25 protein-coding genes are annotated in these 24,002 nt (G+C 68.3%); 15 read left to right on the top strand and 10 right to left on the bottom strand.

Translation table 11 applies throughout. From position 1 onward, the window contains the following. Positions 1-11: 11 nt before the first annotated feature. On the top strand, positions 12-296 hold the full coding sequence (locus G6N44_RS13285; RefSeq protein ID WP_163664651.1) for a hypothetical protein: 285 nt from the start codon (positions 12-14) through the stop codon (positions 294-296). Between the two features lie 10 nt (positions 297-306). Further along, positions 307-612 (top strand): DUF3349 domain-containing protein, encoded by a 306-nt coding sequence (locus tag G6N44_RS13280; protein WP_163664649.1) that lies wholly within the window; start codon positions 307-309, stop codon positions 610-612. A gap of 20 nt (positions 613-632) precedes the next feature. On the opposite strand, the gene G6N44_RS13275 is transcribed toward G6N44_RS13280, so the two are convergent. Continuing rightward, on the bottom strand, positions 633-1,004 hold the full coding sequence (locus tag G6N44_RS13275) for a VOC family protein (RefSeq protein WP_163664647.1): 372 nt from the start codon (positions 1,002-1,004) through the stop codon (positions 633-635). Positions 1,005-1,049: 45 nt separating this feature from the next. Then, positions 1,050-1,919 (bottom strand): SDR family oxidoreductase, encoded by an 870-nt coding sequence (locus G6N44_RS13270; protein ID WP_163664645.1) that lies wholly within the window; start codon positions 1,917-1,919, stop codon positions 1,050-1,052. Positions 1,920-1,984: 65 nt separating this feature from the next. Here G6N44_RS13270 and G6N44_RS13265 point away from each other — a divergent pair, with 65 nt between their 5' ends. Beyond that, a complete protein-coding gene (locus tag G6N44_RS13265; RefSeq protein ID WP_163664643.1) occupies positions 1,985-2,479 on the top strand; it encodes a pyridoxamine 5'-phosphate oxidase family protein in 495 nt (164 codons plus the stop codon). Positions 2,480-2,536: 57 nt separating this feature from the next. Here the strand turns inward: G6N44_RS13265 and G6N44_RS13260 are convergent, their stop codons facing one another. Next, a complete protein-coding gene (locus tag G6N44_RS13260; RefSeq protein ID WP_163664641.1) occupies positions 2,537-3,454 on the bottom strand; it encodes a 1,4-dihydroxy-2-naphthoyl-CoA synthase in 918 nt (305 codons plus the stop codon). Positions 3,455-3,564: 110 nt separating this feature from the next. Between G6N44_RS13260 and G6N44_RS13255 the strand changes: the two genes are divergently transcribed. Continuing rightward, the gene (locus tag G6N44_RS13255; RefSeq protein WP_163664639.1) at positions 3,565-3,840 is read left to right on the top strand and encodes a hypothetical protein; all 276 of its coding nucleotides are present in this window, start codon (positions 3,565-3,567) and stop codon (positions 3,838-3,840) included. Positions 3,841-3,849: 9 nt separating this feature from the next. Here the strand turns inward: G6N44_RS13255 and G6N44_RS13250 are convergent, their stop codons facing one another. The 5 genes from G6N44_RS13250 to G6N44_RS13230 all read right to left on the bottom strand — a co-directional run bounded on the left by G6N44_RS13250 (position 3,850) and on the right by G6N44_RS13230 (position 8,603). Beyond that, positions 3,850-4,299, bottom strand: a complete 450-nt coding sequence (locus G6N44_RS13250; protein ID WP_163664637.1) for a nitroreductase family deazaflavin-dependent oxidoreductase — start codon at positions 4,297-4,299, stop codon at positions 3,850-3,852. Positions 4,300-4,308: 9 nt separating this feature from the next. Then, complete coding sequence (locus G6N44_RS13245) at positions 4,309-4,998, bottom strand: HAD family hydrolase (RefSeq protein ID WP_163664635.1); 690 nt, start codon at positions 4,996-4,998, stop codon at positions 4,309-4,311. A gap of 22 nt (positions 4,999-5,020) precedes the next feature. Further along, entirely contained in the window at positions 5,021-6,247 is a 1,227-nt protein-coding gene (locus tag G6N44_RS13240) for an RNA polymerase sigma factor (protein WP_235683082.1), read from the bottom strand. 91 nt (positions 6,248-6,338) lie between these two features. Continuing rightward, positions 6,339-7,949 (bottom strand): fatty-acid--CoA ligase FadD8, encoded by a 1,611-nt coding sequence (fadD8, locus tag G6N44_RS13235; protein WP_163664631.1) that lies wholly within the window; start codon positions 7,947-7,949, stop codon positions 6,339-6,341. A gap of 195 nt (positions 7,950-8,144) precedes the next feature. Continuing rightward, a complete protein-coding gene (locus G6N44_RS13230) occupies positions 8,145-8,603 on the bottom strand; it encodes a YciI family protein (protein ID WP_163664629.1) in 459 nt (152 codons plus the stop codon). 136 nt (positions 8,604-8,739) lie between these two features. Between G6N44_RS13230 and G6N44_RS13225 the strand changes: the two genes are divergently transcribed. The 10 genes from G6N44_RS13225 to G6N44_RS13180 all read left to right on the top strand — a co-directional run bounded on the left by G6N44_RS13225 (position 8,740) and on the right by G6N44_RS13180 (position 20,071). After that, positions 8,740-10,359, top strand: coding sequence for an amidohydrolase (locus G6N44_RS13225; protein WP_163664628.1), 1,620 nt, complete (start codon positions 8,740-8,742; stop codon positions 10,357-10,359). A gap of 29 nt (positions 10,360-10,388) precedes the next feature. Continuing rightward, a complete protein-coding gene (locus G6N44_RS13220; RefSeq protein WP_163664626.1) occupies positions 10,389-11,954 on the top strand; it encodes a long-chain-fatty-acid--CoA ligase in 1,566 nt (521 codons plus the stop codon). A gap of 68 nt (positions 11,955-12,022) precedes the next feature. Continuing rightward, the gene (locus G6N44_RS13215; RefSeq protein ID WP_235683081.1) at positions 12,023-12,931 is read left to right on the top strand and encodes an o-succinylbenzoate synthase; all 909 of its coding nucleotides are present in this window, start codon (positions 12,023-12,025) and stop codon (positions 12,929-12,931) included. Positions 12,932-12,976: 45 nt separating this feature from the next. Further along, on the top strand, positions 12,977-14,122 hold the full coding sequence (locus tag G6N44_RS13210; RefSeq protein ID WP_163664622.1) for an LLM class flavin-dependent oxidoreductase: 1,146 nt from the start codon (positions 12,977-12,979) through the stop codon (positions 14,120-14,122). A gap of 5 nt (positions 14,123-14,127) precedes the next feature. Next, positions 14,128-15,273, top strand: a complete 1,146-nt coding sequence (locus tag G6N44_RS13205; protein WP_163664620.1) for an LLM class flavin-dependent oxidoreductase — start codon at positions 14,128-14,130, stop codon at positions 15,271-15,273. A gap of 67 nt (positions 15,274-15,340) precedes the next feature. After that, entirely contained in the window at positions 15,341-16,309 is a 969-nt protein-coding gene (locus G6N44_RS13200) for a GlxA family transcriptional regulator (protein WP_179964520.1), read from the top strand. 11 nt (positions 16,310-16,320) lie between these two features. Then, on the top strand, positions 16,321-17,061 hold the full coding sequence (locus tag G6N44_RS13195) for a DJ-1/PfpI family protein (protein ID WP_163669899.1): 741 nt from the start codon (positions 16,321-16,323) through the stop codon (positions 17,059-17,061). Between the two features lie 10 nt (positions 17,062-17,071). Beyond that, entirely contained in the window at positions 17,072-17,872 is an 801-nt protein-coding gene (locus G6N44_RS13190; RefSeq protein ID WP_163664618.1) for an alpha/beta fold hydrolase, read from the top strand. Between the two features lie 16 nt (positions 17,873-17,888). Next, the gene (gene menD / locus G6N44_RS13185) at positions 17,889-19,550 is read left to right on the top strand and encodes a 2-succinyl-5-enolpyruvyl-6-hydroxy-3-cyclohexene-1-carboxylic-acid synthase (protein ID WP_163664616.1); all 1,662 of its coding nucleotides are present in this window, start codon (positions 17,889-17,891) and stop codon (positions 19,548-19,550) included. After that, positions 19,547-20,071 carry a DUF3592 domain-containing protein gene (locus G6N44_RS13180; RefSeq protein WP_163664614.1) on the top strand — a complete coding sequence of 175 codons (525 nt, stop codon included), beginning with the start codon at positions 19,547-19,549 and terminating at the stop codon, positions 20,069-20,071. Before menD ends, G6N44_RS13180 begins: the two co-directional genes overlap by 4 nt. Here the strand turns inward: G6N44_RS13180 and G6N44_RS13175 are convergent. After that, entirely contained in the window at positions 20,055-20,747 is a 693-nt protein-coding gene (locus G6N44_RS13175; protein WP_235683025.1) for a DsbA family protein, read from the bottom strand. The genes G6N44_RS13180 and G6N44_RS13175 overlap by 17 nt on opposite strands. Positions 20,748-20,836: 89 nt before the next feature. Between G6N44_RS13175 and G6N44_RS13170 the strand changes: the two genes are divergently transcribed. Beyond that, positions 20,837-22,030: a glycosyltransferase family 4 protein gene (locus G6N44_RS13170; RefSeq protein WP_235683024.1), complete on the top strand. Its 1,194-nt coding sequence runs from the start codon at positions 20,837-20,839 to the stop codon at positions 22,028-22,030. Positions 22,031-22,042: 12 nt separating this feature from the next. Here the strand turns inward: G6N44_RS13170 and G6N44_RS13165 are convergent, their stop codons facing one another. Further along, positions 22,043-23,992 (bottom strand): aconitate hydratase, encoded by a 1,950-nt coding sequence (locus G6N44_RS13165; RefSeq protein ID WP_163664612.1) that lies wholly within the window; start codon positions 23,990-23,992, stop codon positions 22,043-22,045. Between the last annotated feature and the right edge of the window lie 10 nt (positions 23,993-24,002).

The raw sequence follows: 24,002 nt of genomic DNA, 5'->3' as shown, positions 1-24,002 counted from the left end.
AAGGAATCGCAATGACTTATCTGGAAGCCATTCTCAAGGTTCTCGTGGTCGGGCTGATCCTCGGCGCCGGCCTGCCTGCGGTGTTCGCCGCGGGACTCGTGGCCTACTCCAACGGTGACGGCGGTGTGGACGCCGACGGCACCACCCATGCCCCCAACGCGGCCCTGAGGTTCCTCGGCCTGGCGTTGTTCGCCCTGGTCGGTGTGGTGATTCTGGTGGCCATCGCGTGGATCACGCGGACCACGATCATCCACCACACCGGTGTCGACCTGTTCCCGTTCCTGCCCACGAAGTGAGGTGAGCGTCATGGCCGAGGCGAGCTTCCTGGACAACGTGCTGCGCTGGCTGCGTGCCGGTTATCCCGAAGGGGTGCCGCACAAGGACCACTTCGCGCTGCTGGCGCTGCTGACCCGATCACTCACCGAGGACGAGGTCGTCAAGGCCACCCACGACATCCTGCGGTCCAGTGACGGGGCCCGACCGATCACCGACGACGAGATCCACGTCGCGGTGCACAACGTCATCGAGAAGGAACCCAACCCCGAAGAGATCAACCAGGTCGCCGCGCGGCTGGCCTCGGTGGGTTGGCCACTGTCGACACCGGCGCGCTGAGCAGCGTTCGTCGCGCAAACCTAGTCGCGGGTGTCCCGGCGCAGCGGATGGGTGTCGGGCACCTGGACGAAAATCAGGGTGATGCCGTCGGGGTCGGTCACGTGCATCTCGTGCAGACCCCACGGCTCCTGGGTCGCGGGCCGGGCGATCGTCACTCCGCGGCCTTCCAGCTCGGCCTGGGTGGCGTAGACGTCGCGCACCTGCAGCCAGAGACTGCCGCCTGCCGACGGAGCGCCGTGGCCGGCCAACTCGATCAGTGACTGCCCCGCGTAAAACACTGTGCCGGCACCGTATTCACGCGCGATGGCCAGACCGATCCGGTCGCGGTAGAACTCGACCGACTTCGGGTAGTCGACCGGCCGGATCAACATCCGGCTGGCCAGGATTTCCATGATCCTTGTCTACCACCGCGGCCGGACCGGCCGCGGCATGACACGTCAGACCGGCTGGACCCGTTGCCGTTTCATCACGGCGTCGACCAGTCCGGGTGCCACGGTGTTGAGGGCCTTGGCCGTCACCGCCATTCGCGGTGCGATCTGAACCGGGCGGGTGCGCACCGCGGTGAGCATCCACTCGGCGGCCTCGGCGGCAGACAGTCCGGGCAGCCCGTCATAGGCGCGGGTGGGGGCGATCATCGGGGTCTTCACCAACGGGTAGTACAGCGTCGTGGAATGCACACCGACGGCGGCCCATTCGGTTTCGATGACCCGGCTGACCGCGGCCAGGGCCGCCTTGGAGGCGTTGTACACGGCGAACAGCGGCGAGGATTCGTTCATCACGCCCCAGGTGGCGACGTTGATGATGTGCCCGTCGCGACGCTCGCGCATGCCCGGGGCCAGTCCGCGGATGAGCCGCAGCGGGGAGTAGTAGTTGAGCGTCATGGTGCGTTCGACGTCGTGCCAGCGCTCCAGCGATTCGGCCAGCGGACGCCGGATCGAACGGCCCGCATTGTTGATCAGGATGTCGACGCCGCCCAGGTCGCGTTCCACGGTGGCCACCAACTCGTCGACGGCGTCCAGGTCGGACAGGTCGACCGCATGGGCGCGGGCGTCGCCGCCCTTGGCGGAGATCCGTCCGACCAGATCCTCGAGCAGTTCCTGGCGGCGGGCCACCGCGACCACGGTCGCGCCCTTCGCGGCGAACTTCTCGGCCGCAGCCTCGCCGATACCCGACGAGGCGCCGGTCAACAGGATCCGCTTGCCTGCGACGTCGATGTCGGCACGGGCCTGTAGCCGTTCGGTCAGTGGCGGACGCATGCTGGTCAGCAGCACCTGTTCGGACAGCCGACGCAGCGGGTTCTTACTCATGCGGTGAGTTTAGGTCGCCTACCTTTCTGCGATGACTTGTGGGCGCCTCCCGAGTCGATATGGCTATGACGATCACCGGCAAGCTTGACCAGCGCTTCAGTGAGGCGACCGAGGCGACGAGTTGGGAGTCCACCGCGGGCGCTCTCGCCGCGGCCGGCCTGTACTGGCTCACGACCGTGCGCGGCGACGGGCGACCCCACGTCACGCCGTTGGTCGGGGTGTGGGTCGACGACACGTTCGTGTTCTGCACCGGGTCCACCGAACAGAAGGCCCACAACCTGCAGGCCGGCACGGACGTCGTCGTCACCACCGGAACCAATACGTGGAACTCCGGCCTCGACGTCGTGGTCGAGGGCACCGCCGCGCGCGTGACCGGACGTGACCGGCTGAAGGCGCTCGCCGACGCCTACCGGGCGAAATACGGTGACGATTGGGACTTCGACTGCGACGACGAGGTTTTCGAACCGCAGGGTCAGGCCGCGATCGTCTACCGGGTCACCCCGGCGAAGGTGCTGGCGTTCGCGAAATCCCCGCACGGTCAGACTGCTTTCCGGTTCTGACCCCGCGATTTGGGTGCGTCTGGTGTCGCTGACCGTTACCAAACGCACCCAAATCACTCAGAAGTAGCGCGGGAAACCGCTCCAGTCCGGGTCGCGCTTCTCCAGGAAGGAATCCCGGCCCTCGACGGCCTCGTCGGTCATGTAGGCCAAGCGGGTGGCCTCCCCGGCGAACACCTGCTGGCCCACCAGGCCGTCGTCGATCAGGTTGAACGAGAACTTCAGCATCCGGATGGCCTGCGGTGACTTGCCGTTGATCTCGGCGGCCCACTGCAGACCGACGGACTCCAGGTCAGCGTGGTCGACGACGTCGTTCACCGCGCCCATCTGATACATGGTCTCGGCGTCGTAGGCGCGGCCCAGGAAGAAGATCTCGCGGGCGAACTTCTGGCCGGTCTGGCGGGCCAGGTAGGCGCTGCCGAACCCGCCGTCGAAGCTGCCTACGTCGGCGTCGGTCTGCTTGAACTTGGCGTGCTGGCGGCTGGCCAGGGTCAGGTCGCACGTGACGTGCAGGCTGTGCCCGCCGCCGGCCGCCCACCCGTTGACCAGGCAGATCACCACCTTCGGCATGAACCGGATGAGCCGCTGGACCTCGAGGATGTGCAGCCGCCCGGCCCGCGCCGGATCCACGGTCTCGGCGGTCTCCCCGTCCGCGTACTGGTAGCCGGACCGGCCGCGGATGCGCTGATCGCCGCCGGAGCAGAAGGCCCAGCCGCCGTCTTTTTCCGACGGGCCGTTGCCGGTCAGCAGCACCACGCCGACATCGGGGGACATCCGGGCGTGGTCGAGCACGCGGTACAGCTCGTCGACGGTGTGGGGCCGGAACGCGTTGCGTACCTCGGGTCGGTCGAACGCGATCCGCACCGTGGGCTGCCGGGCGCCGTCGGCGACGTGACGGTGGTAGGTGATGTCGGTCAGATCGTCGAAGCCGGGCACCGGCTCCCAGACTGTCGGGTCGAACGGGTTGTCTGCACTCACGTGCTCGACTGTAGAGCGAACGAATCCAGAGGTTTCACAGGTACCGTCGCGGGGTACCAAATCCGGCGCGATGACGCGTACGGCGCGTCACCAGACGAGGGAGAGCCACGATGACGAAGTTGGCAAAGGTGTTGATGGCGGGTGCGGTTGCGGGTTCGGTGCTCGTCGGATGTTCACCCGCGATCACCGGCGGGGACACCAAGTGCAAGGACTTCATCGGCCAGGACGAGAAGACGCAGAACGACGCGGTGGCCAAGATGCTCAAGGACGAGAAGGGCGCGGACGCCTCGCAGCTGGAGATCACCGGAACGCGGTTGGCGGCGCAGACCTTCTGCCAGACCGTGGGCAAGCAGGACTCCAAGATCAAGGAGGCCCCGCACCTGTGAGCTGACGGGTCAGATCGGGTCCAGCCGGAACACCGGGCAGCGTCCGGCCAGGGCCTCGAATTCGTCGGGGTGGGGCCCGGTCACCAGTCCGAGGTTGCGCATGAAACCCACCCCCGTCGGCACCAGGATCGGGAATTGGCGTAGCAGCGGGCGGGCCTGCTCGACGGGCATTTCCACCATCCGTACCCGCTGGTCACGACGGCCCTGGTGCACCGTGGCCGCACCGGCCGCGCGGGCATTGGCGGCCCAGTCGCCCTTCGGCAGCCCGCTGACGATGTAGCGGTGCCCGTCGACGGTCATCGGCGTCACCGGCGTCGACCGGGGTTTCCCGGACTTGCGGCCCGGCACGGTCAGCACCACCGGACCCTTGTCACCGCCGACGCCGAGCTTGTTCAGCCCGATCATCACCTTGTTGACGTACTTCAGCCACCACGGTGGCCGCATGCGGTCGTCAGCCATGACCCCACACTAGGCGCGGATACCGACGCCCTGCAGGGCCGCGATGAGGCCGTCGGGCCGCTCGGCGGTGGGCAGCGGGTCGACCAGTGCGAACCGGCAGCCGACGGCACGGGCACCGCCGTCGGCCTCCTCGCTGTCGCCGACCATCAGGGCGTCCTGCGCCGGCACGCCGAGGCGTTGCAGCGCCGTGGTGAAGATCGCCGGGTCGGGTTTGACCGCGCCGACTTCGAAGGACAGCACGAACTCGTCGACATGTTCGGCGGCGCCGATCGTGGTGAACGCCGGCCGCACGTCGAAGGCGATGTTGGAGACGACGGCTGTCCGGAGTCCTTGTGCCTTCAGGTTTTTGAACACCCGGGCGGTGTCAGGGTAGGCGGTCCAGCTGGCCGGGTCGATCACCCGGTCGTACAGCGATTCGGCGTGATGGTCGGGCAAGCCGGATTCCCGCAGCACGTGCAGATAGGCCTCACGGTGCAGATGCGGCGCCAGGTCGCGGTTGGCCCAGGCCCGGTACTGCTCGTCGGTCATCGCCACGGAACGTCCGGTCGGGGCGGTGAGTCGGCGCATCAGCTCGCTCTGGACATGGCCGTCGACCGCGCGTTCGTCGACGGCCATCCCGGCGAACCAACTTTCGTCCTCCTCCAGGCGGAACAGGGTCCCGGAGAAGTCGAACAAGACGGCCGACACCATGTCCGCCATCGTGCCACGATCCCGTCCGGGATCAGGTGCGTTCGTGGATGGCCTTGTCCGCCAGCACCTCTCGCTCGCGTTCGTTCTCGGTCAGGGCCGCGGCCCGGTCGAACTGTTCGGCCGCCTCGGGATGCCGGCCGAGGCGGGACAGCAACTCGCCGCGCACGCTGGGCAGCAGGTACGAGCCGTCCAGCCCCTCGATGCCGTCGACGATCGCGAGTGCCTCCTCGGGGCCCGAGTGCATCGCGACGGCGACCGCCCGGTTGAGTTGCACGACGGGGGAGGGCGCGATCTGCAGCAGCGCGTCGTACAGGGCGACGATGCGCGCCCAGTCGGTGTCGGCGGCGGTCGGAGCGATCGCGTGGCATTCGGCGAGCGCGGCCTGCAGCGCATACGGTCCCCATCCGCGCTGCTGCCGTGCGGCACCGGAGCGTTCGAGGGCCGCGGTGCCGCGTTGGATCTGGGCCCGGTCCCAGCGGGCCCGGTTCTGGTCCTCCAGCAGGATGGGCCGGCAGTCGGCATCGGTGCGGGCCCCGAACCGTGAGGACTGGAATTCCATCAAGGCCACCAAGCCGTGGACCTCGGGTTCGTCGGGGACCAGTGCGGCCAGCACACGGCCCAATCGCAATGCCTCGGTACACAATTCGTCGCGGATCCAGCGTTTTCCGGCGGACGCCGAGTAGCCCTCGTTGTAGATCAGATAGAGCACCGACAGCACCGCGGAGAGCCGTTGGGGATACTCGTCGCGCGGTGGTACCTCGAAGGGTGGGTTGGCCTGGGTCAGGGCCTTTTTGGCCCGGGTGATGCGCGCGGCCGTCGTGGCGGTCGACGTCAGGAACGCCCGGGCGATCTCGTCGGTGCTCAACCCGCCCACCATGCGCAACGTCAGCGCGACCTGGGCCTCACGCGACAACACCGGGTGGGCGGCGATGAAGATCAGTCGCAGGACATCGTCGTCGATCCGGTCGGGGTCCCAGGCCTCGTCGACATGCTCGGCCAGATCATGGGCCAGCACCGCATATTTGGCGTCGAGGTTCTCCGCGCGTCGCCAGTGGTCGATGGCCTTGCGTTTGGCCACCGTGGTCAGCCAGGCGCCGGGATTGCGTGGCACGCCGGTCTGCGGCCATTGCGTGAGCGCGTCGAGCAGGGCGTCGGATGCGAGATCCTCGGCCAGCCCGACGTCGCCGACGGTCCGGGTCAGCGTGGCCAGGATCTTGGCCGCCTCCATCCGCCAGACCGCGTTGAGCGTCCCACGCATGTCGGCCACGTCGCCATTGTGCCGACCAGACACAAAACTGCCCATTTTCCAACGGAAAAGGGCAGTTCTATGTCTGCTCGCGCAGAGAAACTCAGCCGATCGAGCGGGCGGAGCCCTCCCAGAACTGGGCCCGGACGGCCTTCTTGTCGGGCTTGCCGAGTGCGGTCACCGGCACGGAGTCGACGACGACAACCTGCTTGGGCGACTGCACCGAGCCCTTGCGGTCCTTGACCGCGGCCTGGATCTCGGCGGTCACGCGCGCCACGGCCTCCTCGCCGGAGTCAGCGTCGGGACGCAGCACGATCACCGCGGTCACGGCCTCGCCCCACTTCTCGTCGGGCGTGCCGATCACACACACCTGCGCCACCGAAGGATGTTCGGCCACAACATCTTCCACCTCGCGCGGGAACACGTTGAACCCGCCGGTGACGATCATGTCCTTGACCCGGTCGACGATGAACCAGTAGCCGTCCTCGTCCTCGCGGGCCATGTCGCCGGTGTGCAGCCAGCCGTCCTTGAACGTATCCGCGGTGGCCTCGGGCAGCTTCCAGTAGCCGCCGGCCAGCAGCGGCCCGGACACGCAGATCTCGCCGACCTCGCCCTGCGCAACAGGCTGGCCGGACGCGTCCAGCAGCGCGGTGCGCGCGAACAGGGTGGGCCGGCCGCAGGAGGTCAGCCGCTTCTCGTCGTGGTCCTTCTTGCCGAGGTAGGAGATCACCATCGGGGCTTCGGACTGGCCGTAGTACTGCGCGAAGATCGGCCCGAACCGCTTGAGCGCCTCGGCCAGCCGCACCGGGTTCATCGCCGAGGCGCCGTAGTAGACGGTCTCCAGCGACGACAGGTCGCGGGTGTGGGAATCGGGGTGGTCCATCAGCGCGTAGATCATCGACGGCACCAGCATGGTCGCGGTGATGCGCTGCTCCTCGATCACCCGCAGCACCTCGGCCGGGTCGAACTTGGTCAGCACCACCAGTTCGCCGCCCTTGACGATCGTCGGCGTGAAGAACGCCGCGCCGGCATGCGACAGCGGGGTGCACATCAGGAAGCGCGGGTTCTCGGGCCACTCCCACTCGGCGAGCTGGATGGTCGTCATCGTGGAGATCGAACGCACCGTGCCCATCACGCCCTTGGGCTTGCCGGTGGTGCCGCCGGTGTAGGTCAGCCCGCCGACGTGGTCGGGGGCCAGTTCTGCGGCCACCAGTGGCACGGGGGAGTACTTGGCGGCCTCGGCCGTCAGGTCGGAGACCGACGCGCCGGCGGCGGCCAGCGCCTCGGGCACCGGGCCGATCGTCAGCACCTGCCGCAGCGACGGCACCTTCTCCAGCAGTCCCAGAGCCCGCTCCACGAAGGCCGGCGTCGGGTCGATGATCAGGGTGCTCACCTCGGCGTCGGACAGCACGTAGGCATGGTCGTCCAGCGAACCGAGAGGGTGTAGTGCCGTGCGCCGGTACCCCTGGGTCTGGCCGGCGCCGATGATCATCAGCACCTCGGGGCGGTTCAGTGACAGCAGGCCGACGCCTGCGTCGGTGCCCGCACCGAGCGCTTCGAACGCCTGAATGTACTGGCTGATGCGTTCCGCGAGCTCACCACCGGTCAGGGTGGTGTCGCCGAGGAACAGCACGGGTTTGTCCTTGTTGCGCTTGAGCGCACCGACGGTGAGGTGACCGGAATGGATGGGATGGTGCAGCAACGCATCACTCATGGACTACAGATTAGAACGTGTTCCAGAAATTGTTGAGCCGATCCCCCGATGTGGGTGTAACACGAGGTCATTGCGGAGCGAAACACAGGTAGTGCGCTACGCGTGTCGACATGGTCGGCGCTGCTTAATGTCGTCAGATGTGGGGGGCGGAGCCGAGCCCCGGCGGGTTAGGGACCGCCGGGGCTTGTGCTCCGATCAGCGATCGGCCGCCGCGCGGGCGACCTTGGCCACCTTTTCGGCCAGGTCGGCCTTCCACTGGATCTCTTTCTGAACCCACTCGTTGTCCTGCGGGAACTCCTCGGTCTCGCTGACCCGGCGGACCTCCAGTTTCACGCCGCAGCCCAGCGGGCATTTCCGGGCCCACTGCTTGGCCTCCTCTTTCGAGGACACCTCGAGGATCCAGAACCCGTTGAACAGTTCCTTGGCCTCGGTGTAGGGGCCGTCGGTCACCACCGGGGGATCGGCGTTGAAATCGACGACGAAGCCCTCCTCGGGCTCGGTCAGGCCCTCGCCGGCCAGCATCACACCGGCTTTGATCAGCTCTTCGTTGTAGCGACCCATCTGGGCGATGACCTCGTTGAAGTCGACGTTCTCCTCGACCATCGCGGCCTCGGCCTCGGGGGTGGACCGCATGATCAGCATGTAGCGCGACATTGTGTGTCTCCTTCGTGCGTCGGGAAGGGGCCCGTTCATCGTGCCCTCGTAACCACGTCGATTGGCAACCCCCGGAAATCGACATGACGCGCAGAATTTCTTCCGGACGTATCTCACCAGCCCTAACATCGCGGGCATGGGCAGTCCGAACGCGACAGCTGATCTCGTCCTCTACGGCACCATCCTCACGGTCGACGACTCGCAACCCACCGCCGAGGCGCTCGCGGTCTCCGGTGGGCGCATCGTCGCCGTCGGCTCCCGGGCCGAGGTGGCCGGCTGGGTGGGTCCGGGCACCGACGTTCGCGAGGTCGACGGCTGTGTCCTGCCGGGTTTCGTTGAGGCGCACGGCCATCCGTTGATGGAGGCGGTGGCGTTGTCGGGCCGCATCGTCGACATCCGTCCGGTGACGCTGGCCGACGCGCAAGAAGTGCTCGACGCCGTCACCGCCGAGGTGGCCCGGCGCGGAACCGACGGAGCATTCCTGAACGGTTGGGATCCGTTGCTGCAGAACGGGTTACCCGAGCCCAGCCTGGACTGGCTGGACCGGATCGCGCCCGAGACGCCGTTGGTGATCGTGCACAACTCCGGTCACAAGGCCTTCTTCAACACGGCGGCGGCCCGCCGCGCCGGGCTCACCCGCGATACCCCGGACCCCAAGGGCGCGAAATACGGCCGCACCGCCGAGGGTGAACTCGACGGCACGGCCGAGGAAACCGGGGCGGTGTTTCCGCTGCTCGGCGGCGCCATCTCGGCGAGTGACTATCCGGCGATGCTGGCCGCCGAATGCGCGCGGCTGAACCGGGCCGGATTGACCACATGCTCGGAGATGGCGCTCGACCCGATGTTCCGGCCGTTGCTCGCGCAGCTGCACGACCAGCTGACGGTGCGGCTGCGCACCTACGAGATGTCCACCGCGGCACTGCACACCGAGGCCACTCCGTTCGACGGCGACGACGTGGTGCGTCAGATCGGTATCAAGATCTGGGTCGACGGGTCACCCTGGGTCGGCAACATCGACCTGACGTTCCCGTATCTGGACACCGACGCCACCCGGACCATCGGCGTGGTGCCGGGGTCCTGTGGCCACGCCAATTACACGCGAGAGCAGCTCAGCGAGATCGTCGGCACGTTCTTTCCGCAGGGCTGGCAGCTGGCCTGTCACGTGCACGGTGATGCCGGGGTCGACACCATCCTCGACGTCTACCAGGAAGCTCTGGAGCGCTGGCCCCGTGACGATCACCGGCTGCGGCTGGAACACGTCGGTGCCATCACGCCCGCCCAGTTGCAGCGTGCCCATGCCCTCGGGGTCACCTGCAGCCTGTTCGTCGACCATCTGCACTACTGGGGCGACGTCCTCGTCGACGGACTGTTCGGCCCCGAGCACGGTGGCCGGTGGATGCCCGCGGGCTCGGCGGTGGCGACCGGCATGCGGATCTCCCTGCACAACGATCCGCCGGTGACACCGGAGGAGCCCCTGCGCAACATCAGCGTGGCGGTCACCCGGACCGCGCCGAGCGGGCGGGTACTGGCCCCCGAGGAGCGGCTCACCGTCGAGCAGGGGATCCGGGCGCAGACTATCGATGCGGCGTGGCAGTTGTTCTCCGACAATGTGATCGGCTCGCTCGAAGTCGGGAAGTACGCCGATCTGGTGATCGTCTCGGCCGATCCCCGGGTGACGGACCCGGCGAGCATCGCGGACCTGGAGGTACGGGCCACGTTCCTGGCCGGGCGGCAGGTTTATCCGAAAGCCGGTTGACGTTCCGCGCGCCGTGGCACGCTCAGGTGATGTCCGATTTGCCGCCTCCGAAGTTCCTCGACGAGCGCGCTGCGCACTGGGCAGCGACCAAACCTGACGAGGAGGCGGTCACCTATCTGGGCCGCACCTGGACCTGGTCGCAGTGGTATGACCGGGTCCGGCGGTTGGCCGGCGCGCTGAGTGCGTGGGGTGTCGGCCGCGGCGACGTCGTCGCCTTCCTGGACAAGAACCACCCGGCGTGCGTGGAGATGACACTCGCGGCCGGGATGCTCGGGGCGGGCAACGCGATCATCAACTTCCGGCTGGCGGCCGACGAGTTGGATTACGTGCTCAACGACTGCGGGGCCAAGGTGCTCGTGGTCGGTGAGGAGTTGCGGCCGGGTATCGACGCGATCGCCGACCGGCTCACCGCCGTCGAGCACATCGTCACCGTCACGCCCGAGGGCGGTGACGGGGACGAATACGAGGCGCTGCTCGCCGGGGCGTCGCCGGTGGACCGTTCACCGGAGGTGACGCCCGAGGACACGGCCATCGTCATGTACTCCTCGGGCACCACGGGCCGGCCCAAGGGCATCGCGCTCACCCACTCCAACGTCATCGCCCACACCCTCAACGCGTTCGAGGGCTGGCCACTCGGCGACGGCGACAAGAGCCTGGTGGCGATGCCGCTGTTCCATGTCGGCGGCTCGTCCTACATGCAGTGGGGCCTGCACCACGGGGCGCCGTCGTACATGACCCGCGATATCGACGGCATGGCGTTGGCCGGCGGAATCCTCGCCGGAGCGAACCGGACGTTCCTCGTGCCGGCCGTGCTGTCCAAGGTGTTCGAGACCGGCGACGATGCGGTCAAGCTGTTCGGGGCGCTGAAGACCTTCGCCTACGGCGCGTCGCCGATGCCGTTGCCGCTGTTGCGTTCTGCGCTGGCAGCGTGGCCGGAGACGGAGTTCATCCAGGTCTACGGGCTGACCGAGGTGTCGGGGGCGATCAGCCGGCTGGGGCCCGACGATCACCGCGAGGCCAGTGAAGCGCGGCTGATGAGCGCGGGCACCGTGGTCCCCGGCTCCGAGGTCAGGGTGGTCGACCCCGACACCGGTGACGAGGTGCCCGTCGGCGAACAGGGTGAATTGTGGTTCCGCTCGCCACAATTGATGAAGGGCTACCTGAACCGGCCCGACGACACGGCGGAATCGATCACGCCCGAGGGCTGGTTCCGCACCGGCGACATCGGCCGCGTCGACGACGGTGGCTACATCTTCGTCGAAGACCGGCTCAAGGACATGATCATCTCCGGCGGCGAGAACATCTACTCGATCGAGGTCGAGCGGGTGCTGGCCGAACATCCCGCGGTCAGTGAGGTCGCGGTGATCGGCGTGCCCGACGAGAAATGGGGCGAGTCGGTGAAAGCCGTTGTGACACTGGACGGAGACGTGTCCGAATCGGATCTGATCGCGTTCGCCCGCGAACATCTGGCCGCCTACAAGTGCCCCAAGTCGGTCGACATCGTCGACGAGCTGCCCCGCAACCCCACCGGCAAGATCCTCAAGAAGGATCTGCGCAAGCCCTACTGGGAGGGCCGCGACCGCACCACGGTGTGAGGCACTATGGAGGGGTGTTGCCGGAGCTGGACGACCTCTTGGAGCGCCTTCACGTCGTCGCCCTGCCGATGCGGGTCCGCTTCCGCGGCATCACGGTTCGTGAAGTCGCACTGATCGACGGCCCGGCCGGCTGGGGTGAGTTCGGCGCATTCCCCGAATACGAGGCGCCCGAGGCCGCGGCATGGTTGGCGGCCGGGATCGAGGCCGCCTACCGGCCGGCCCCGGTGGTGCACCGCGACCGCGTCCCGATCAACGCCACCGTGCCTGCGGTCCCTGCCGCCCAGGTGCCCGAGGTGCTGGCCCGGTTCCCGGGCGCACGCACGGCCAAGGTCAAGGTCGCCGAACCGGGGCAGACACTGGCCGACGACGTCGCGCGGGTCGACGCGGTGCGCGCGCAGGTTCCGGTGGTGCGGGTCGACGCCAACGGCGGCTGGACGTTGCCGCAGGCCGTGGCCGCCGCCGCGGCGCTGACCGCCGACGGGCCGCTGGAGTATCTGGAACAGCCGTGCGCGACGGTCGAGGAATTGGCCGCGTTGCGCCGCCGGGTGGATGTGCCGATCGCCGCCGACGAATCGATCCGCAAGGCCTCCGATCCGCTGCGGGTGGTGCGGGCCCGCGCCGCGGACGTCGCGGTGCTCAAGGTGGCGCCGCTGGGCGGGGTCTCGCGGATGCTCGACATCGCCGCGCAGATCGACATCCCGATCGTGGTGTCCAGCGCCCTGGATTCGGCGGTGGGCATCGCGCGGGGACTGCTCGCCGCCGCCGCGCTGCCCGAGCTGGTGCACGCGTGCGGGCTGGGCACGGGAGGATTCTTCGTGGAGGACGTCGCCGAGGTTCCGGCGCCGGTCGACGGGTACCTGCCCGTCGGGACCGTGGTGCCCGATCCCGCGCGGCTGTCCGGCCTGGCCGCGACGCCGCAGCGACGGCAATGGTGGATCGAGCGGCTGCGGGAGTGCTACCCACTGACATTCGAGTAGCTCCCTACTCTAAGCAAATCGGTCCGGGCGTCCGACACTCGTTGAATGACTCGATTTCGGGTCGGCATCACGGACCCCCTGATCGCCGCACGTCCCACCGTGGACACGTTCACCAGGGCCAATTACCTGAGTGCGGTGGCCGGGCGGGTGGACTCGCTCTGGGTGCCCGACCACCTCAACGCGCTGTTCCCCCGATCGTTGTGGCAGCCCAAGTTCTGCGGCGGCGCCAGGATGCTGCCGTCGGCCGATGCGTACCTGGAGCCGTGGACGATGCTGGGTGTTCTCGCTGCCCGCAATCGGGTCGGCCGGCGCACGCTGGGTGTGTCGGTAACCGATACGGGCCGGCGCAACCCCGCCGTCACCGCGCAGGCCGCCGCGACGATGAACCTGCTGACGAAGGGCCGGTTCATCCTCGGTGTCGGCACCGGGGAGCGTGAGGGCAACGAACCCTACGGGGTCGACTGGGACAAGCCGGTGGCCCGGTTCGAAGAGGCGATGGCCACGATTCGGGCGTTGTGGGATTCCAAAGGTGAGCTGGTCAACCGTGATTCACCGTACTTCCCGCTGCGCAACGCGATCTTCGACCTGCCCCCGTACCGCGGGCGGTGGCCCGAGATCTGGATCGCCGCGCACGGTCCACGGATGCTGCGGGCCACCGGCCGATACGCCGACGGGTTCTTTCCCGCATTCCCCCATGCGCCGCAGGAGTACGCCCGGCGTCTCGACGTCGTGCGGTCGGCGGCCTCCGATGCCGGGCGCGATCCGATGGCCATCACCCCCGCCCTCTGGATGATGGTCGTGCCGGGGCGCACTCCCGACGACCTTGACGAGGCGCTGGATTCCGCGGTCGTCAAGGCCGGTGCGTTGAACGCGCCCGATGATTTCTATGCCCGCCACGGCGCGCAGCACCCGCTCGGTGTAGGTTTCTCGGGCGCGCAGGACATCCTGCCGCAGGACTGGGACGAACAGACCGCGCTGTCCTACATCAAGGCGATTCCGCGGTCGTTGCTGCGCGAGATGTACTTCTGCGGGACACCGGCCGAGATCGTCGAACAGGCGATTGAGTGGCGTGACAACGGTGTCCGGTACCTGGTGTTGGCCAACGTGGGTCCGGTGCAGCGGAGTCTGCGCAAGGGGTTGGCGTCGCAGTTGCAGTTCAACCAGGCCGTCAGCAAGCTCAAGAAGCTCTGATCCGGATGGGTGGATTGCAGGTCGGCCTGCTGGACCTGATCACCGCGGGACGGCCGTCGGCAGATTCCTTCACCCGCGCCGGGTATCTGGCCGCCGTCGGGTCCGGCATGGATTCCTTCTGGGTGCCGGATCATCTCAACGCGATATTCCCGCGGGCGTTGTGGCAGGAGAAGTATTGCGCCGCAGCGAAACTGGTTCCTTCGGTCGATGCCTGCATGGAGCCGTGGACGATGCTGGGGAAGATCGCGGCGCGCAATCGTCTGGCGCGGCTGCCGCTCGGCATCTGTGTCACCGATGCCGGCCGCCGCAACCCGGCCGTCAGCGCGCAGGCCGCGGCAACGATGCAGCTGCTGACCAAGGGGCGCTTCATCTTCGGTATCGGCCCCGGTGAACGTGAGGGCAACGAACCCTACGGGGTCGACTGGGAGAAGCCGGTGGCCCGTTTCGAAGAGGCGATGGCGACCATCAAGGCGCTGTGGGATTCCAAAGGTGAACTGGTCAATCGTGATTCACCGTTCTTCCCGCTGCGCAACGCCATCTTCGATCTGCCGCCTTATCGGGGCAGGTTTCCGCCGGTCTGGGTCGCTGCGCACGGACCCAGGATGTTGCGTATCGCCGGGCGCTACGGCGACGGGTTCTTTCCGGCATTTCCGCATTCGCCGCAGGACTATGCGCACCGGTTGGATGTCGTGCGCGGCGCCGCCTCCGACGCGGGTCGCGATCCCATGGCGATCACCCCGGCGCTGCTGGTGATGGTGGTGACGGCGCGTACCCGCGCCGAGGTCGACGATGCCCTGGAATCCGAGGTGATGAAGGCGGGTTGCCTCAGTGCCTCCGATGAGTACTTTGCGCAGCGTGGCGCCCAGCATCCGCTCGGGGTGGGTTTCTCCGGCGGGCAGGACATCCTGCCCCAGGACTGGGACGAACAGACCGCGCTGTCGCACATCAAAGGCATCACGCCGGACCTGATGCGGGACATGGGGCTGGTCGGTACGCCTGACGAGGTTCTGGACCGGGTCGCGGAGTGGCGGGACTGCGGTGTGCGTCACCTGGTGCTGACCAACGGCGGCCTGATGCAGCGCAGTCTGCGGCGTGGGGCGGCGACGTTGTCGTCGTTCTACCGGGTGGTGCGCGGGATCAAGAAGCTCTGACGCAGATGTCCTGATATGTGGGGTACATGGCGTAGACGCCATCGCCGGCGTCGCGAACACTGAAGACGTGACGCGATCGGTGGTGATCCTGGGCTACGCCGGGGTGCAGGCATTGGACCTGGTGGGGCCCTTCGACGTGTTCTCCACCGCCACGCTGGCCCTGGTCGGCCAGGGCAGATCCGGCGACGGCTATGCCGTCACGGTGGCCTCGGTGGACGGTCAGCCCGTCACCACGCTCACCGGGTTGGAGTTCGTCGCCGCACCACTACCCGACCCCCACGTTCCGATCGACACCATCGTCATCCCCGGCGGAATCGGTGCCGATGCCGCCCGGGCCAACCCGGCGGTCATCGACTGGATCAGGATCGCCGCGCACCACGCGCGGCGCGTCGTCAGCGTCTGCACCGGCGCATTCCTGGCCGCCCAGGCCGGGCTGCTCGACGGTTGCGCCGCCACCACCCACTGGTCCTCGGCCCGTCGAATGGCCGACGAATTCCCCGAGGTGGCAGTCGATCCCGAGCCGATCTTCGTACGAAGCTCCGAGCGGGTATGGACGGCGGCCGGGGTGACCGCAGGCATCGACCTCGCCCTGTCGCTGGTCGAAGACGACTACGGCACCGACGTCGCCCAGACGGTGGCGCGCTACCTGGTGCTCTATCTGCGCCGACCCGGCGGTCAGACCCAGTTCGCCGCCCCGGTCTGGATGCCGCGGGCCAAACGCGCCCCGATCCGCGTCGTGCAGGAATCCATCGAGTCCGAACCCGGTGGGATGCACAGCATTTCCGAGCTCGCCCGGCGCGCGGCGATGAGCCCCCGGCACTTCACCCGGGTGTTCACCGACGAGGTCGGTGAGGCGCCCGGTGCCTACGTGGAGCGCATCCGCACCGACGCCGCCCGCCGCCAGCTCGAGGAATCCGACGACACCGTCATCGTCATCGCCGCCCGCTGCGGGTTCGGCACCGCCGAGACCATGCGGCGCAATTTCGTTCGACGCCTGGGTATTTCGCCCGACCAATATCGAAGAACGTTCGCGTGAGAGGAAAAACCATGCAGATCGCCATCGTCCTGTACCCGAGCTTCACCGCACTGGACTTCATCGGACCCTACGAGGTGCTGCGCAACCTGCCCGACACCGAAGTGCGGTTCGTCTGGCACGAGCCGGGCCCCGTCACCGCCGACTCCGGCGTACTGATGGTGGGCGCCACCCACAGCTTCGACGAAACCCCGGCACCCGATGTGGTGCTGGTACCCGGCGGACCCGGCACCACCATGGCCGCGCGCGACGACAAGGTCCTCGACTGGCTGCGGCAGGTCTACCCGGGCACGACCTGGACGGCGTCGGTGTGCTCGGGTTCGGTGGTGCTGGCCGCGGCGGGCCTGCTCGACGGGAAACCTGCCACGTCGCACTGGTCGGTGCTCAGCGCGTTGAAGCTGATGGGCGCCACCCCGGTGGGGGATCAGCGGATCGTGCGCGCCGACCCCGACGGCAAGGTGATCACCGCGGCGGGCGTGTCGGCGGGGATCGACCTGGCGATGTGGCTGGCCGGCCAGATCGGCGGCGAGGCGAAGGCCAAGGCCATCCAGCTGATGATCGAGTACGACCCGCAGCCGCCGTTCGATTCCGGACACCTGTCGAAGGCCAGCGCGGTCACCAAGGCCGGCGCCACCGCGCTGCTGGGCCGGGACATGATCAAGCCCGAACCGCTCAAGGCCGGGGTGCTGCTGGCGTGGGATCAGGCGATCCGAAAGGTGCGCGGGCGGCGCAGCGCGTCGACGGCCATCAAGTAGCGTCGGCCGGGTGAATCTGGCATATGAGGAGCGAGGCAAGGGCGATCCGGTGCTGTTCATCGCCGGTCGCGGAGGCGCCGGCCGCACCTGGCACCTGCACCAGGTCCCGGCGCTGCAGCGGGCCGGCTACCGCGTCATCACCTTCGACAATCGCGGGGTCGGCGCGACGGAGAACGCCCAGGGGTTCGGCACCGAGCAGATGGTGGCCGATACCGCCGAGCTGATCGAGAAGCTCGGGGCCGCTCCGGCGCACATCGTGGGTGTGTCGATGGGTTCGTTCATCGCGCAGGAGCTGATGTTGGCCCGTCCGGACCTGGTGCGATCGGCGGTGTTGATGGCCACCCGCGGCCGCCACGACCGGGCGCGCGAGTTCTTCCGCATCGCCGAGCGTGACCTTGCGGCCTCGGGTGTGCAGTTGCCGCCGACGTTCGACGCCAAGCTCCGGATGATGGAGAGTTTCTCGCCCAAGACGCTCAACAACGATGTGTTGGTGCGCGACTGGAGCGAGATGTTCACCATGTGGCCCACCAAGCAGACCCCGGGTCTGGTCGCCCAGTCCGACGCCTCCCCGGTGGGCAACCGGCTGCCGGCGTACCAGGCCATCACGACTCCGGTGCTGGTCATCGGTTTCGCCGATGACGTGGTACTGCCCCCGCACCTGGGCCGTGAGGTGGCCGATGCGATTCCCACGGCCCGCTACGTCGAGATCCCCGACACAGGTCACCTCGGCTTCATCGAGCAACCCGACGTCGTCAACGCCACACTGCTCGAGTTCCTGGCCGGGCAGACCGGGCAGACCGGCCAGTACTGACGAATAAGGTGGACTGGTGAACCCATCGACGGCACAGGCGCGCGTAGTCGTCGACGAACTCATCCGCGGCGGTGTCCGCGACGTCGTGCTGTGCCCGGGCTCGCGTAACGCCCCGCTGGCGTTCGCGCTGTCCGATGCCGACCGCGCCGGCCGGATCCGGCTGCACGTCCGCATCGATGAGCGCACGGCCGGTTACCTGGCGATCGGGCTGGCGGTCGGGGGAGGCACCAACGAACGGTCCCCGGTCTGCATCGCGATGACCTCGGGCACCGCGGTCGCCAATCTGGGGCCCGCGGTCGTCGAGGCCAATTACGCCCGGGTGCCGCTGATCGTGCTGAGTGCCAACCGGCCCTATGAGATGTTGGGCACCGGTGCCAACCAGACCTTCGAGCAGTTGGGTTATTTCGGTAACCAGGTGCGGGCCAATGTGAGTCTCGGCCTGGCCGAAGACCGTCCGGAACAACTCGATTCGCTCAACGCCCAGTGGCGTTCGGCGACCTGCCGGGTGCTGGCGGCGGCCACCGGATCCCGCACCGCCAACGCCGGCCCGGTGCAGTTCGACATCCCGCTGCGCGAACCGCTGGTCCCCGACAACGCGCACGGGGACACATCGTTCCCGGCGGGGCGCCCGGACAGCAAACCCTGGACCTACACCCCGCCGGTGAGCTTCGACCAGCCGCTGGACATCGACCTCACCCCGGACACGGTGGTGATCGCCGGGCACGGCGCCGGCGTGCATCCCGACCTGGCCGGACTGCCGACGGTGGCCGAGCCGACCGCCCCCCGGCCGCAGAACCCGCTGCACCCGCTGGCGCTGCGCCTCGTGCACCCCAAGCAGGTCATCATGCTGGGCCGGCCCACCCTGCACCGGCCGGTCTCGGCGCTGCTGGCCGATCCGGCGGTCCCGGTCTACGCGCTGACGACGGGTCCGCGCTGGCCCGATGTCTCCGGCAACTCGATGGCCACCGGCACCCGGGCCGTGACCGCAGGCACCCCGGACCCGGCCTGGCTGCACCGCTGCGCCGAGGTCAACCGGCACGCCGTGGCGGCGGTGCGTCAACAACTCGCGACGCACCCGCTGACCACCGGCCTGCACGTGGCCGCGGTGGTGGCCGATGCGCTGCGCCCGGGGGATCAACTGGTGCTCGGGGCATCCAACCCGGTGCGCGACGCGGCCCTGGTCGGGCTGAACGCCGAAGGCGTCACGGTGCGTTCCAACCGGGGTGTGGCCGGTATCGACGGCACCGTGTCGACCGCGATCGGCGCGGCGCTGGCGCACGACCGGGCGGGCGACGGGAACGGGCCGCGTCGGACCATCGCGCTGATCGGGGATCTGACCTTCGTGCACGACAGCTCGGGTCTGCTGATCGGGCCCACCGAACCGGCTCCGCAGAACCTGACGATCGTGGTGTCCAACGACAACGGTGGCGGCATCTTCGAGCTGCTCGAACAGGGTGATCCGCGGTTCTCCGACGTGTCCTCCCGGGTGTTCGGTACCCCGCACGATGTGGACATCGCGGCGTTGTGCCGGGCCTATCACGTCGAGTGCGGGCAGGTAGAGGCCGGCGCGCTCGCCGCGGCGCTGGCCGAACCCTTCGACGGCATGCGGGTGCTGGAGGTGAAGGCCGACCGTTCATCGCTGCGTGCCCTGCACGCGTCGATCAAGGCTGCCCTGTGAGGCCCGCGCAGATCGCGGCGCGATTCCGGGCACTGGCGCAGACATTGATCCCGCACCTGTACGGAGAACCGGGGGAGACGCGCTCGCAGCGGATCATCCGGCGGGTGCGGATCGGCGTGGTGATCGCCGCCTGCCTGGTCACGCTGCAGTCGGGGCTGTTGGTGATGGGCGCGTGGCGCAACGACCGGCAGATCGAGCAGAACATGGGTGTGGCGGCGGCCGAGGTGCTCAGCGCCGGGCCGCGGCGCTCGACCATCGAGTTCGTCACGCCGGACCGGGTGACCTACCGGCCCGAACTCGGGGTGCTGTATCCCTCCGAGCTCGACGCCGGGATGCGGATCTACGTCGAGTACGACAAGAACAATCCGGACCTGGTCCGGGTGCGTGACCGCAACGCGTCACTGGCGATCATCCCCGCCGGATCGATCGCGGTGGTGGGCTGGCTGGTGGCGGCCGCGGCGCTGGCACTGCTGGCCTTCCTGCAGCGGCGGCTCAGCTCAACCGTCAACTCCTCGGTGTAGCAAGCAGTTTGGCCAGCCAGTCCGGGTCGCTGGTGTCCACGACCTCCTCGCCGACGAGGTCGTAGACCGCCGGGGTGGACACCTCGTACTGGGTTTCGCCGAGCAGGTCGGCGTTGGCCTCGTTGAGCTGTTCGGAGTCGACGGCCTGCGCACCGGCGGCGATCTTGTCGGTTTCCTCGGCGCCGACCCCGCTCTCGGCGGCCATGGCGGCAAGGGCGTCGTCGGACGGGCCCGGTGAGCCCTCGCTCTGCTGATTGCCCCAGAGATCCTGCACGAATGCCTGGAACGCCGTCCCCGTGGTGTTCGGGCCGGCGGCCAGGAACATCGCGTTGGCCACGTTGGCCGAGTACTCGGTGATCCCCTGATCGAGAAAGGTCAGCGGCCGATAGGTCACGGCCAGCCGGCCCTGGCCGACCGCGGACGCGATGGCGTCGCCGAACTCGTGTTGCAGATGCGCACACGCCGGGCACTGCGGTTCGGTGAACAGCTCGATCCGGGCCGGCGCATCCGGAAAGCCGATCTGGACACCCCAGCCGTCGTGGCTGATCTCGCTGCCGGGCTTGCTGCCGTTGGCCTGCGCGGTGCCGTCGACCAACCGGGTGCAACCGGTGGTGGATCCGGCAACTCCCAAGGCCAGCACGGCCAGCATTGCTGCAGCAACGCGCGACAATCGCATGTCGCAACACTAGCCCCGGGCATCAGGTTTTAGCGTGTCGTATCCCCGGGCGCTACCTGGGCGACAGGTGCCGCTGGGAGCATTCTGGTGTGCGCGTTGCGATCGTTGCCGAGTCCTTCCTCCCGAATGTCAACGGCGTCACCAACTCGGTGCTTCGGGTGATCGAGCACCTCCGCCGTACCGGCCACGAGGTACTCGTCATCGCGCCGGACACCCCGCGCGGTCAGCGGCCGGCCGAACGTGTGCATGACGGTGTGCGCGTGCACCGGGCGCCGTCGCGAATGTTTCCCAAGGTCACCTCGCTGCCGTTGGGTGTGCCGCGGCCCCGGATGGTGAATGTGCTGCGGGGCTTCGACCCCGACGTCGTGCACCTCGCCTCACCTGCCCTGCTCGGCTGGGGTGGCGTGCACGCCGCCCGCCACCTGGGGGTGCCGACGGTGGCGGTGTTCCAGACCGATGTCGCCGGTTTCACCGAGAGCTACGGCGTCGGCGTCCTGTCCCGGGCGGCGTGGGCCTGGACCCGGCGCCTGCACGGCAAGGCCGACCGCACCCTGGCCCCATCCACCTCGGCAATGGAAAACCTGGAGGCCCAACACATTCCCCGCGTGTTCAAGTGGGGACGCGGGGTCGACATCGCCGGGTTCGCCCCGTCGGCCCGCGATCAGAGGTTGCGCGCGTCATGGTCGCCCGACGGTAGGCCGATCGTCGGTTTCGTCGGACGGTTGGCGCCGGAGAAGCACGTGGAACGGCTTGCCGCGCTGGCCGAGCGCGACGACCTGCAGCTCGTGGTGGTCGGTGACGGGGTGGACCGGGCCAAGCTCGAAACCGTCTTGCCCTCCGCGGTTTTCACCGGAGAACTGCACGGCACGGAACTGGCCGCTGCCTACGCGAGCATGGACGTGTTCGTGCATCCCGGTGAGCACGAGACGTTCTGCCAGGCGGTGCAGGAGGCGATGGCGTCCGGTCTGCCGGTGATCGCTCCCGACGCCGGTGGGCCCCGGGACCTGGTGGCGCCGTACCGCACCGGCTTGCTGCTTCCGGTGGACGAATTCTGCTCGGCGCTGCCCGCGGCCGTCGAACATCTGATCGCCGAGCGACCGCGCTATTCGGTGGCGGCCCGGCGCAGTGTGCTCGGCCGCACCTGGCCGGCCATCTGCGACGAGTTGATCGCCCACTACGAGGCCGTGCAGCTCCCCTCTTCCCCGCGAGCAGACGCGGAAGTGCCCATTTCCCGGGCGTGGCGGGTACCTCAACGTCTGCTCGCCGGTGGAACGGGCGGGTGAACTTGGGTGAAGCTAGCCCTGTGCCGCCAGCCACGGGATGAGCCCGCCGGCCAGCACGTGCTGGATCTGGCGCGGTGAAAGGTGATGGCGCACTTCGAAACTTGTTTCCTGCGTCGTGTTGCGGACGGTGATGGGATCACCGTCGGCCAACGCCTGGCGCAGGTTGGTGAGGGAGAGCACGTCGTCCTGCGCGACGCCGTCGTAGTCGGCGGCATCATCGAACTCCAGTGCCAGCACACCGAAATTGGCGAGGTTCTGCCAGTGGATGCGCGCGAAGGACTTGGCGATCACGGCGTGCAGCCCGAGGTAGCGGGGTGCGATCGCCGCGTGTTCGCGTGACGAACCCTGGCCGTAGTTCTCCCCGCCGACGATGATGTGGCCGTTCTCGGCGGACTGCGCCCGTTCCGGATAGCTCTCGTCGATCTGGGTGAAGCTGAACATGGCCAGCTTGGGGATGTTGGACCGGAACGGCAGGGCCCGCGCACCCGCCGGTGAGATCTCGTCGGTGGAGATGTTGTCGCCGACCTTGAGAAGAACCGGGGCTGTCACGTCATCGGGCAGCGGGGTCAGCTCGGGAAGGCTGGAGATGTTGGGGCCCTTGATGACCTCGACGGTCATCGCCTGCTCGGGCGGGCACGGGGCGACCAGCATGGCGGTGTTGACGCTGAAGTGGGTGGGCAGATCCAGTTCCGGATACTCGATGCCGTTGTCGGCGGCCCATTGCCGCGGATCGGTGATGACACCTGTGATCGCCGATGCCGCAGCGGTTTCCGGCGAGCACAGCCACACCGAATCCTCCTTGGTGCCGGACCGGCCGGGGAAGTTGCGGGGCATGGTCCGCAGTGAGTTGCGGCCGGTGGCCGGGGCCTGGCCCATGCCGATGCAGCCCATACAGCCGGCCTGGTGGATGCGCGCGCCGTTGATGACGAGTTCCGTCGTGGCGCCCATCCTGGTCAGGTCGGTGAGGATCTCGCGGGAGGTGGGATTGACGTCGAAGCTGACGTCGGGCGAGGTCTGGTGGCCGCGCACCATGGCCGCTGCGATCGCGAAGTCACGCAGTCCGGGGTTGGCGCTGGACCCGATGACGACTTGCGCGACGGGCTCACCGGCCACCTCCGAGACCGGGACGACGTTGCCCGGCGATGACGGTTTGGCGATCAGCGGTTCGAGCGCCGACAGGTCGACGACCTCGTCGATGTCGTACTGCGCTCCCTCGTCGGCGACGAGTTCGGTCCAGTCGTCACCGCGATCCTCGGCGATGAGAAAGTCACGTACTGCGTCGTCGCTCGGGAAGACGGTGGTGGTGGCCCCGAGTTCGGCTCCCATGTTCGCGATGACGTGCCGGTCCATGGCCGACAGGCCCGCCAGGCCGGGTCCGTGATACTCCAGGATGCGGTTGACACCGCCCTTGACGTCGTGGCGCCGCAGCATCTCGAGGATGACGTCCTTGGCTGAACACCATTGCGGGAGTTCGCCTTCCAGTCGGATGCCCCACACTTCGGGTGCGCGTAGGTGCAGCGGCTCGCCGGCGATGGCCAACGCCACCTCGAGCCCACCGACGCCGATCGCCAGCATCCCCAGCGATCCGGCCGCCGGAGTGTGGGAGTCCGAGCCCACCATCGTCTTACCGGGTATGCCGAAGCGTTGCATGTGGGTCGGGTGTGAGACGCCGTTGCCGGGTTTGGAGAACCACAGCCCGAAACGCTGCGCCGCGGTCCGCAGGTACTCGTGGTCCTCGGCGTTCTTCTCGTCGGTCTGCAGCAGGTTGTGATCGACGTACTGCACGCTGACCTCGGTGCGGGCCCGGTCGAGCCCGAGGGCCTCGAGTTCCTGCATCACCAGCGTGCCCGTCGCGTCCTGGGTCAGGGTCTGGTCGATCCGGATCGCGATCTCGTCCCCGGGCGTCATCGACCCGGACACCAGATGCGAACCGATCAACTTCTGTGTGACGCTCTCCGGCATTTCCATAGCG

The organism is Mycolicibacterium alvei (assembly GCF_010727325.1).
GTDB lineage: Bacteria > Actinomycetota > Actinomycetes > Mycobacteriales > Mycobacteriaceae > Mycobacterium > Mycobacterium alvei.
Note: the sequence above shows the minus strand (reverse complement) of the source record. Positions and strands in the feature narration are given on the sequence as shown.